We start from the raw sequence: 12,252 nt of genomic DNA on the forward strand, positions 1-12,252 counted from the left end.
CTGATCACTCTCCTTTACATTTTGATAGATTTTTAAATGAAAAACCTATAGACTTCGTTTTTTGATATTATACCCCAAAATATCCATAACGCTCCAATTGAAAATTCCCCTACTATAAGACCGAGAAAAAACGGTAGATATGTTTTATAGATTTTCAAACCACCTAATTTCAAGAGAAAAATTTTAATTAACCAACTTAAGAACATGGAGAACCATAAGTGAGACATCGTCCAGGAACCTGCAACAGCGTAGCCAACTGGATGGAAGGGATTAAATGGCCAAACTTTCTTCATACCGAAGAGAAAGCTAACAAACAGAAAACCATAAGAATAATGTCTTATTGAAAGAAAATCTGGACTTTGAGGCTGAGTTAACCATCTATCAAGCCTATTAAAGGCTTCCGCGGCTAAATGAATTCCGTAATAATTGGTAAGCTTATTTACCAACCCCCATGTATTAAATATATACAAGAACACGAAAAATGAAGAAACAAAACCAATCGCGCAGGCGTAAAGTATAGGATAGGCTAAATTAAAATTTTTCATCCCTTTTTCCTGGCTCGCTATTTTCAATCCTTCCAATTGATGTCCGATAGGGTGGCTTCTATAATCTCTTGTTATCCAATAATAGAGAGTGAACATTACAAGATTACTATTTCCGAGCATTTTTGTCCCCAGAAAGGAAGTAAGAATCCAATCGGGTCCAGCAAAGTATAAATCATGGGTGGGCGGACCGAGCTCCGCTCGCATCCTTGCTATTGACACACAAATAAGAAAATAAATAATAAAAAACAACACACTGACCCAGACAGACATACCTGCTAAACCACTGAATATACAGAGGCTTAAAAAACCAAACAAAAATCCCCACAAATATTTTCTTCCAGGTCCCTTATAAACTTGCTTCACGTATTTTCTTGCCCCCCATAAAGCTATTACTCCTATGCCTATCCATGCACCTGATGATTGAGCACTTTGGTAAGGGCCAGGCATAGGTGGAATCCCAACAAGACTACGGACCACCATTTGAAATTTCCAAAAGAGATAGAAAAACCAGCAAGAAAAAGCAAGGTCAGTGGGGATAAAATAGCTCAACCCAACCGCAAAAGGGTAGAAACACAAAGGGGTCCAACCTATTGCATTCCACGGTGGACTTAAATTGACAATATAAGGACTAAGGTCCCACCTTGTTTGTAAATCCGGCAGGTAAGGAAAGAGAAAGTGTAAGCCGTGCCAAATATCTAATACACCAGCGAAAGCACATCCCAACCAAAATAATTTGCTTTTAAGCAATTGACTTTTCTCATCAGTAATCTCTAAAGGAATTTGTGCAACTGGAAATGCCAAACGCTCTTGTGAAATCCATCCATCCTTGTATAAACAATTAAGACAGTAAAAGCTCCAGAAAAGAAGCAATGTAAAAATTCCCCAATTAGCCATGGGAAGCAAAAATATTTTTAGGTTTTCGAAGATTGAAACGCCGCCATTATATAGACCATACAAAGCTTCCCTATCCGAGACTATTAACCAAGCAGGCAGATACTGAAAAAATTTTTCCTCCCATTGATTTTGTTCATTAGCGAACCAATGAGCGTGCCCCAATGAAGTCATAAGTATCTGCATCATATCATGCCCACATAAGGAGGTTGCCATACAAAGCATAATATAAAGCGTGAGAATTTCCGCGCGGGTTAAAAAATTCTTGTTGAACCTTTTTAGTATGGCATTTATAAACATCAGCAAGAAGAGGGTGATTATGGCATTATAAAATAGAACAATGGCAGTGGAATGAAGGGGGTAATAAAATACCTCGCCCATTGCAACAAAGTAGCAATTGAGGGGGATTAACATAAGAGATAGGGCGAATACTCTTAACCTCATTTTTTATTTTCTTAACAATCTAATTTGGGCTATCAGCTCACCATTTAGGGGGTACCATTCTCCATTATCACCTTGATAAAAGGAATGTCCACGATTTATTGAGGAATCACCAGCGGTATATAATCTTGCAAAAGGGTTTCCTGTATAACAGATTTCATTTATTCCCTTTCTTAAAATTGAAGGTTCTACTCTTACCCTTGCCCATTCCCAAGGGAGGCTACCTTTTAATCTACAAGTGTATTCCTTACCATTGATCAAGATTTTTACAATTTGTCCATTTTTCCCCTTTACTAATACCCCTACCTCCGCTTTACCGAATTTTTCAAGCTCTTTTATAGATGACAAATCAAGGACTTTTTTAACCCAAGGCGTACCATAAGGATCTGTATACCACCCGCTAATGTCAACATTCCCATTATCCTCGCGTATCACGCATCCCTCCTCAAGCCACTTGTTATATAAACTCGTTAACATATCTGGGCGAACTATTATAAAGTCTTCACCTAATTCTTTAGTTATCTCTTTAATCTCGCGTGGGCCGATGCTGAAGCCATTAACAGATGAAACCAAAAAAGCAGGACACTCTTTAGGGATAGAATTTTTAATCTTACTTGCGTAGCTTTTAGGGTTTTTGAAAGCTTCACCTGGCCAACCTTCCCATGGGTGTGTTATTGGCCAATAAACAAAATATCTCTTCCCTCTATTAAGGTATGAAACCCTAGATGTTTCCCCTGAAGTAGGAGGGGTCCATTCAGCATATATTGCTGAAGGCTCCAGGACCTCCGCTGCTTCCTGAATTCTGCCACTTCCTTGCAAAATCCAAAATTGGTCATGGGATAAAAGCCTCATATATTTCTTAGAAAGAAGCAAAAATTCCTTATAAATTTCTCTCGGATTCTGGTAATTTTGTCCGTAAAAGTCAGCCCAAACATAACCTATACCGTCGGCACTGAGGAAATAATCATTCACTGTAGCGGTGGCATAAAAATGCTCAATTGCAAGAGGAGTTAGCTCCACTTGGGTAGGGCAAAACGGCCACCCCATTGGTATCTCTCCTCTCTCCTTTTGGTTCCATTTGCTCTTAATCACGCCAGATAGATTCATTCCAAAGTTATCGCAGTCAGAGAGGAGAAAAGAAAGGTATACTTTGGGTTCAACTTCCTTCACTTTCAAAGGCTGTTGTCGCAAATGCTGTGGCATCTTAACACCACTATGAACGCTAAGATTAGGGCAAAGGGCAGTGGCTACAGTAACTTTTCCATATTTTGAGGAAAACATTACTCCTGTGGACTCACCGATGCCCGAACCCGCTCCATCGTCCCACCACCCCAAAATGGGTATATGGAGAGGAGTAGAAACTAACAGCTTTTTCAAAAAAGATATATCCTCGGGAGGAAACCAGCAATTGGCTTCACCTTCTATCCAAAAAGTAAAAGCTTTGAATTCTATTAAATAATCGCGAGGGAAAATCCAAGCAGGATGCATCATAGCTAAAATTGAGTGGTTTAACTCACGCCACAAAGATTGATATGCCCATTCATAAGCTTCAATGCGATTTTTGAATCTATTCCTTAAATCCTCAGTTATAGGAAACGTATTCAAACGGGAAGCAATACGAGGAGACGCTATCACTGCTTCCTTCACTGCGGAAATCATTGTTGCGATATTTATCGTATCTGGAAACTCGGGGTCATATACCACAAGACCTTTAATCTCTTTCTGAAATTTTCTAAGCAATTCCCACACATTGTTTACTAAAAGTATTTCATGCCCTTTCTTCCTCAAAAGCTCAAGCCATTCCCAATCAAAATTACTTGATAAAAGATAGATTCTCGGTCTTTTACGATTGACAATCCCTTGTAAAGAAACTGCGAGCAATCTTTCGCTCTGCGAGAGAGCCCCAATATCTAAAACATATAGATTCTTCTCAAGGGGTTTTGAGCGCGGAAGCCATGAATTACATGTTTTTGGCTGTTTATTAATCTTTGCATATGTTGGAAATTTTTCCTCAGCTTTCTTAACATAAGTCTTATAAACTTCATTATTAATAACTCTCTTTTCTCTCAGTACATAGGCTGTGCTTTTGACAACGAGCTGGTAAATATAATCTTCCGGCAACAAAGATAATAAATTGACACCAAGCCACACATCAATCGCGCCTCTGAAACCATCGCAATTGTGTTTTATGACAGCAAAAGGATAACCTTTTATATTTCCCTCTTTTTTAACCCCTACGATTCCTATTAACTCATCTTCAGGGTTATTCGGCACAGGATATTGAACTACGGATATACTGGGAATGTTTTCCCAGTTATAATTTCCAAAACCAATAACATCGCACTTTCTAAAATATGTGAATTCCTCTGGATGAATCACTTGTTCAACTCCAGCTGTTCCAATTTTGGCATCACTATAGAAGTCTGAACCCATTGAAGAAGTGACATCTATCCATTTGCTTCCTTCGAGTTGGCAAGGATGTGTAAAAGGAGCCCCACCAATGAATATGAAGCTCCCTCCTTGACTATGAAATAGACGAAGATTTTCCCAGGCTTTAAGCGGGAAAGTATTGCCGTAGACATAAATTAGGGCTGAAAATAGGTTAATATTAAATTCTTTTTCATCACATAATTGTTCTACATTGACAAATTCTGCATCTATGCCACATTTCTTTAAAGCGTCACAAACAAGTTCTGCCCGGACACTTACAGGCGAAATGTAGTAAGGGAAACTTTTCTCTCTAAATATCGCTACTTTAGAAGTTATGGCTGTACAATACATTTGAGGTAGGAACACAAGTGCTATAATTGAAAATTTCACTAAACTTTTAGCCAATTTCCAATCCTCCTTTTCAGGTTAAGAGGTAATTAACACCCTCTCCCTATTATCAGTGAACGATAATAGGGAAAGGGTAATGGGATAAAAAGAAGTTTCCTTGGATTTACAGTCTTACTCCCACATACTCATACGAATTGTTCCACCGAAATTGTAATCTTTACACTTACTCCAATGATACCATTTTGCATGTCCATCCATAAAAATTATCACTTGACCACCACTATGTCTGGTTTTTGCTTCGGCAACATCTTGGAAGTAAAATCCTCGGGCACAGCAATGGGGTTCAAGATCCCAGTTTGCTGTTGCCACTCTTCTAAGTATTCCTTGAAGCGGATGCCCCGAGCAGCACAGTCCTGTTCCAAATACTTGTGTTCCCATACTTTCACCAATGAGGAATGTCTCAGCAGGATGTCCGTAGCGCGCAAGGCTCGCACGTCCCTGATAATCATTGGCTATAAGCTCATCATACCCGAAGCTGATCCGACTTAGCGGTTCTCCTAAATTCTGCCACGCTCTTTGTCCACAGGATGTGGTGTCATTAACAACTCCACCACACCCTTGGTGAACAGCCCAGCCGGTATGGGAAGGGCAAGTAAACACCTGTCCGTTCTTGACATAAGGGTAAATTCTTTCCCACCAGGGCTTGTTGTCTGGGCGATTATTTCCTCCTGTCATTGAACTTCCGGGAGCATAAGCTGGACCTGTCCAGCAAGGCGTCCACCATACTGGAAAGTGTTCGTCCCAATCCTGAACATACATCATAATAGCCGTTCCAATCTGCTTGGCGTTTGAAAGGCAAGCAGCTTTACGAGCATTATCCCTTGCTCGGCTGAAAACCGGGAAGAGAATGGCAGCCAGAATGGCGATGATAGCTATGACGACCAACAACTCAATCAATGTAAAACCGCTCTTTTGTCTTTTCATTAACATTTTTAAATCGCCTCCTTTTGTTTTTAAAATTTTGTATTTTGCCCCCAATCTTTATTTTCCGATCTTTCCGGCGGGGAAGAAGGGGGCAAAGGCTCTTCCCTCCTTTCTATAACTCTCCAAGCTATATCACCTCCTTGAAATTAAAATATTTTAGTTTCACTAATTATAAATTTTTAAAAATATATGACAACAATTTTTTCGCCTTTATTCTGAAAAAAATTTGAAAACGAGCTTGCGCCTTTTAAAAACCCGTTGGGAGTAATAAGAAAACATCCCGTACGATTAATTCCATTATAGACCCTTCTTAAAAGGAAATTCAACTAAGTAAATGTAGGGTAAAGGAATATATTAGATGATGAGAAACAAGTACATTACAGGAAAAAGAACAGGATATATAGAGAAGTACTTTTTGGGGGTTTCTGTTCTTTGTTATAACTCCCTTTTTAATCGGTTAAATATTTTTCTACTCTTTCCTACATTGCCTCCTCCCAGCGTTCTTCAAACGTATTCTTCGCAAGCCCAGGGTCATTGTCATTCTCCTTCTTGTGTAATGGTAACAGCCTCCACATTCCATAACGGGATTGGCGGTTTTTTATTTTACCTTGCATATTTTATCTTCGGATTTGTTATTTGTCTTTCCTAACTATTATTTGAACAAAGTGACCGCTGTAAACGCTATCGGAGCTAACCATCTTGTTCCTTTTTGCTTATTACTTGGAATATATCTATACAATCTATAGCTATTGGTATTTTACCTTCCCAGAAAACCCTTGTCTCAATCGGCCCGCCTGGATGCTCGAAGCATAAAGCGAAACATTTGAACTCTCCAATTGGAAGCTCATTGGACCAAATGTCTTGGGAGCTTGTCACAGGTTTGCCACCTCCTACACAGGTATCAATAGACACTACTCTCCCTTCCCCCTCGCTGAGTCTTTTTAACCTAAAAAGAGCGATATACAGTCCTTTTTCTAAAGGCATATAAGGTCCATATACAATATGAGTATTAACTGTATCACCACTTCTAACTTCCCAGACCTTTCCGCCACTTGCCAACGGGTCTTCCTGCATTTTTCCCGCTGGGTGGAGTAAATCCTCAGCTTCTAAATGTTTGATGAATTTCATAATGATATCGGGTTGTAATTCCAACGGATTTACTATCTCCTTAGATTCGGTCAGCTTGAGGTTGATTTTTACGATTTTTTTGAAAGTTTTCGTACCGAAGATAATTTTTCCCTCTGTTCTTATCGGCACTCCATAAACCATAATATCTGCTGATTGCGATGGTAAAAGGTTGAACTTTGCAATGCTAATTTTTATATTTTTGAACCCCTCAACTTTTATTATTCCGTTTAGTCTTTCATCACATACGTTTTGAATGCTAAAAGCGAAAACCATAGGCTGCCCCTGGATACCAACCAAAATGGAGGGAACCCTTATAAAAAGTTTTTCCATCTCCGCATACTTTTTATAGAGCTGGCCAAGATGGTCAGGACGCACAACGACATAATCGTCCCCGAGCAATTGGACAATCTCGTCTAGCATAGAGATATCAAAAAACCAGTTGCAAATGAAAACATTTAGAAAAGCAGGTCGCTGAGAAGGGGTGATAGAGCGCACTTGGGAAACAATATTTGCTATCTGCTGTTCCCTTGAGAGGTTTTCTTTCCAGTTAGTTGCTGCGTGGAAGACGGGCACATTCTTTGAGGTTATATAAGTTATGTCAGAATAATCGTACAACTTTTTGCCGTAATCCGGGAAAATCGCGCTTAAATGGTGAATATGTTCCGCATATCTATTTATCAATCTGAGCTCATTAGCTATCGCGAGCCATATAGTTCTTATACCCATTCGCTCCATAAGTTTTGCCGTAAGGTCAAGATACTCGTTGAAAACTTTGTCTCTCTCTTTATATCGCGCACCATAGTTGTCGGGCACACCTACACCCAATCCACAAGCAGCAACAAAAGAATCCATTGGGGTGGCGGTAGAGAAATAATAATCAACAATAGAGGGGATAAGCATAGGCGCGGCTAGATCAATTGTCCATCCAATTGGGAACTTGCCCCTTCTCTTATCCTGCCAAAGTTGCGGAAAATTGCTCACGCTTAGAACTGGGAGATTATCACCATCAGATATGATAAAGGATATATAAACTTTGCTCGTGTCCAATGCGGGTGGAGGAGGTGAAGGAGGTGGCGAAAGGTTTTCAATTTGGATACCGCTGTGCACTGTTAAATTTGTGCATTCTATTGAACCAATGCCAAACTTGGCAAATTCTGAGAAAAAAGCGAATCCTTTAACATCCCCCCACCCTACACCAGGAAATCCTGCCAAGGGTGTTCCGATGCCTGCCCAAGGAGCTCCTAATATCGGAACATTTGGAGGCGCTTTACTTAAAAGTTCCTCCACGAAATGAACTTCCTCCGAAAGATTGGAATAGGGTTCTGCACCATCTATTTGCCCTGGGAGCCAAAATGTAAATATTTTATTCGCAACAAGATAATCCCTTAACCAGTAATTATCGGGATATAAACAAGCAAGGACCTTATGATTCATCTTTTCCCATAGATTATCAAAAGCCCAGCGGTAAGCTTCAAAGCTCCTTTTCCAGCGTCCTCTTAAATCCTCGACCACGGGAAGACCTAACTCCTTGGCTAGGCGTGGTGAAACGACGATTGCAGTTTTCAAACTAGCGAGCATAGTGGCAATGTTCTTCGTTGCTGGTAAGCGAGGGTCATAGATGATAACCCCTTTTATTTTATGTCTAAATTTATCCAATAGTTGGCTTATTTCCTTAATTTCTTCTACTCGCTTAACGAAGCCCCTTTTTTCCATCCATTCAAGCCAAAATTCATCGGTCGGCAAAAGAAGGAGATAAATTTGAGGTTCTTCCCTATTTATTATTCCTTGCAGTGTAATCGTTGCCAATCGCAAATCACTTGGTGCTTTTGTCAGGTCGTATACATAAAGAACTTCATTGGGAGAAGAAGAACGTGGGAAAAGAAAGCGCAAAGGATGTTTTGGGAGAGGGGAAATTAGGTTACCAGGTTCGCCTGAGGGAACAGGTTGGGGTGGGAACTTTCTGACAAAATCTTCAGCATTTCCGCCCTCAACTTTATATAATTCTATCTCATCAATTCTCAGGGAGGCTGTGCCCAACCAACCTACTCTTAGTTCAATCTTTCCTTCCTGATAGCGAAAGGGTAAGAAAACCCAGGTATAGCGATTAATTATTAGGTCTGAGGAGTAAATAGTTTTGATATTGAGTAACGATTTTGTCAGGTTGTTATAAACATATATACTTACAACCTCATCGTCTACATCTTGCAACAATTTGAGACGAAAGAAAGCAACAAAATCTCCGCTTTGGAGTTCAATGTAAGGGCCGTAAATGACGATACCAGGCTGGCAATTTAGAGAATTTACTTCCCAAGCTTTACCCTTCTTAGCTTCAGGGTCCTCTACCAAGCTACCACCTTGATGAAGTAAATCCTTCTCTACATTCCAAACTTTTACTAGCTGATATTCCCCTTTGGGGAGATTACTAGAGGACGATAAAGGGGATAAGTGGCCAGTATCCCGCCCATTCTCTGCAAGAGCAAAGCTTAACAGAATTATAGCTATACCCAAAAACACTCTTTTTAAAAACACTTTAAAACTCGCCTCCATTTATGCCACGCTGTTGAAAAGTCAAGACGTTATTGTAATTTGAAGGTCTTGATTTCAAAGGGATGGACATCAAATAGGAGGGTGTTGTCGGATATTTCAACTTCATCCGTCGGTCTTTCCAATAGGTCGCATTCTACAGCCTCTTTTATATCACTTGTTATTTTGATTTGGGCTCTCGTCCAGCGTCCCAAGGGCTCGTAGCATCGGATTATCAAAGAATCGTCATCCTCCGCTTTCTTAACCGCTCCTATTATCACTCCCTCAGCAGACATGAAGGAGCACTGGCTGGGCAAATCTCCCTTGTGTATGCTTTCTATCTTGGCAATCAAGGGAACATTGAGGTCATAAGCCCATTCAATCGTTGAATCCAAGCCAGCTTTATGGGGATGGAGGGCATAGGTGAACCAATGTTCACCTTGGTCGGCTTCCGGATCGGGTGCCGTGGGAGCCCTCAACAGGCTTAGACGCATCACATTATCCCTTATATCGTATCCATATTTGCAATCGTTCATAAGGCTTACGCCGTAAGAGCTGTCTGATAGGTCAGCCCACTTATGCCCGCTTACCTCAAACCTCGCCTGCTCCCAGCTGGTGTTCCTGTGGGTAGGTCGCTGGAGGTTGCCGTAGGCGATATTGTAAGTCGCATAGCGAGCCCTCACATTAACGGGAAATGCCACTTTCAAGAGTTTATGCTTTTCGCGCCAATCAACATAAGTGACGAAATCAATGCGTGGGATATCTCTGTAAATGGTCAAATCCTGAACCATTCGTGAGTTTCCGAACTGCCACTCCAAGCGGAGAACACCGCGCAAGGGTCCTCTCTCCACAACCTGCTTTTTGACCTTGCCTAACTTCCAAGACTTGACCTCGTAGTCCTTCTCCACCTCCCACGCATCGCCGAGGTCGTGGAAAAGCAAGAGCTCGTTGCCCGGCGCGGAGAGCACCTCCCTATCATTCACCTTATCGTAAAGCCTCGTTATCCTCCCCTCATCGTCTACATCCAAGCTGAACAAATCGTTCTCAAGGTGGTCTTCCCTAACTGTCAACCCACCTTCTTCCGGCTCTCCCTCAATTACTTGATAAACCCTATATCCCATTGGAGGGACATCGGCTGTAAATAGAAGCTTTTCCCCGAGACGCTGGCAATCTGCGTTCACCTTAACTCCCCTGGGAAGCTCAATCTCTACCAGGGATTTCCTCGGGAAGGAAAGACTATTGAATACAATGACCGCCTCTTTCCCATCGCCTTCAGTGTTTATCCTTTCTCCCAAAATCCTCAAGGCATTCCCCTTTATCTCCTCACCTATGCTGAAAATTTCCTTATAATCCCTTTCGCTATCCACATATACCTCTCCGATGGAGCTTCCGGGCAGGATGTCGTGAAACTGGTTGAGGAGGACGAGCTTCCAAGCCCTATCAAATTTCTCCTTTGGATAGGAACCGGAAAAGAAGGAGAGGAATTCCGCATCTCGAAGAAGGAACTCAGCCTTCCTGTTCCATCGCTTGTTTCTCGCCTGCGTCGTGAGGGTTCCCCTGTGTCTTTCAAGATAGAGCTCATCATCCCAAACGGGAAGGTTTTCCTTTCCCTTAATGGATTCAAAGAATTCCTTTGCCGTTGAGAACTTCAAGGAGGGAAGAGCAGGAAGCTTGGAAAAGCGTTTTCCCTTCTCTATCTGCTCCCTTGTTGGTCCTCCGCCTCCATCTCCATATCCATACAAATAGGCGATTTCGGGCGCCGGTCCCGTTTCCTGAAGCCTTTGCCAAGCCTCCCTTAACTCCCTCACATTTATGTCCTGATTTAAGGCTCTTGGGAAGAAAGTTTCAATTGTAGTTCCGTCTATTCCCCTCCAAAGGAAATGTGTGTAGGGAAAGCGATTAGTATCATTCCATCCTATTTTTATCGTCATAAAGTAGTCCATGCCCGCCTTTTTCAGTATTTGGGGAAGTGCAGCGGAGAAGCCGAAGACATCGGGAAGCCATTCTATCTTCGTCTCAATCCCGAACTCCTCCATAAAGAAGCGCTTACCGTAAAGAAGCTGACGAACAAAAGATTCCCCTGAGGGGATGTTGCAATCGGGTTCAAGCCACATCCCTCCCACGAGCTCCCATCTCCCTTCCTTAACCATCTCCTTTATCTTCTCGTAGACATCGGGATAATGGAGCTTGACGAATTCATAGGCTTGTGGCTCGCTTTGAGCATAGCGAAATTCGGGAAATTCCCTCAAGAGATTGATTATCGTTGAGAAGGTGCGACCACATTTGCGAACGGTTTCCTTCAATGGCCAGAGCCAGGCAATATCAATGTGAGATTGCCCTAAAAGGTGGATTTCCCCAGGGGGCTTAGGTAGGTCAACGCCTTCCCAGAGAACCTCCCTGGCTTTCTTATAATCGTCTTCTTTAATTGACCTCTCCATCGCTGATAGGAGAGTTCCCCTTATCAGGGGGTCTGTTTCGTTCTCCACAATCTCCAAAAAGGATATGAGGTCAAAATAATAATCGTAAACTTCCCTGTTTATCCCAACAAGGAAGGACCGCTGAAGGGTTAAGGGACCAGCGGAGCGGAAGGAATGGGCGGGAGGACAAAAAGCTTCAATTTCTATCTCCACTTCATTTAGTTTAGGCAGAGGAACGATTCTTCTGTTGTTATCCAATCCCTGATAAGAATCACCGTTTATCCTAACCAGTGCCTCCCCACCCAAAACGAGCTCTAACGCGAGATTATCCCTATCGGGGAGCTCTATAGAAGTTGTAAGAAAAACGGTCTCATTGGGATTTCCCCAAATATCCCCCATATTTATCGTTTTCTCCCCCAAGAACTTATATTTTCCCGGCGCTTCATAATAGGCTACTTTCGCTTTCCATGGCTCAATCCTCTTTATGATTGTAAATGGTTCAAGCTGTCTTATTCTCTCTCTTATTGTCTCCAGTCTTATCATAT

5 protein-coding genes are annotated in these 12,252 nt (G+C 41.7%); all 5 read right to left on the minus strand.

From position 1 onward, the window contains the following. Positions 1–32: 32 nt before the first annotated feature. Positions 33–1,880 (minus strand): hypothetical protein, encoded by a 1,848-nt coding sequence (locus H5T88_03175; protein ID MBC7329340.1) that lies wholly within the window; start codon positions 1,878–1,880, stop codon positions 33–35. Between the two features lie 3 nt (positions 1,881–1,883). Further along, positions 1,884–4,712 (minus strand): hypothetical protein, encoded by a 2,829-nt coding sequence (locus H5T88_03180; protein ID MBC7329341.1) that lies wholly within the window; start codon positions 4,710–4,712, stop codon positions 1,884–1,886. A gap of 114 nt (positions 4,713–4,826) precedes the next feature. Next, complete coding sequence (locus H5T88_03185; protein MBC7329342.1) at positions 4,827–5,639, minus strand: prepilin-type N-terminal cleavage/methylation domain-containing protein; 813 nt, start codon at positions 5,637–5,639, stop codon at positions 4,827–4,829. Positions 5,640–6,329: 690 nt separating this feature from the next. Further along, the gene (locus H5T88_03190) at positions 6,330–9,296 is read right to left on the minus strand and encodes a hypothetical protein (protein ID MBC7329343.1); all 2,967 of its coding nucleotides are present in this window, start codon (positions 9,294–9,296) and stop codon (positions 6,330–6,332) included. Between the two features lie 47 nt (positions 9,297–9,343). Then, positions 9,344–12,250 (minus strand): alpha-mannosidase, encoded by a 2,907-nt coding sequence (locus H5T88_03195; GenBank protein MBC7329344.1) that lies wholly within the window; start codon positions 12,248–12,250, stop codon positions 9,344–9,346. Positions 12,251–12,252 lie beyond the last annotated feature (2 nt).

Source organism: bacterium (genome assembly GCA_014360495.1).
Lineage (GTDB): Bacteria > Armatimonadota > JACIXR01 > JACIXR01 > JACIXR01 > JACIXR01.

Bases quoted from the DNA above. Each gene is read 5' to 3' on its own strand.
- H5T88_03175 (MBC7329340.1), bottom strand. From the start codon at position 1,880: ATGAGGTTAAGAGTATTCGCCCTATCTCTTATGTTAATCCCCCTCAAT.
- H5T88_03185 (MBC7329342.1), bottom strand. From the start codon at position 5,639: ATGAAAAGACAAAAGAGCGGTTTTACATTGATTGAGTTGTTGGTCGTC.
- H5T88_03195 (MBC7329344.1), bottom strand. From the start codon at position 12,250: ATGATAAGACTGGAGACAATAAGAGAGAGAATAAGACAGCTTGAACCA.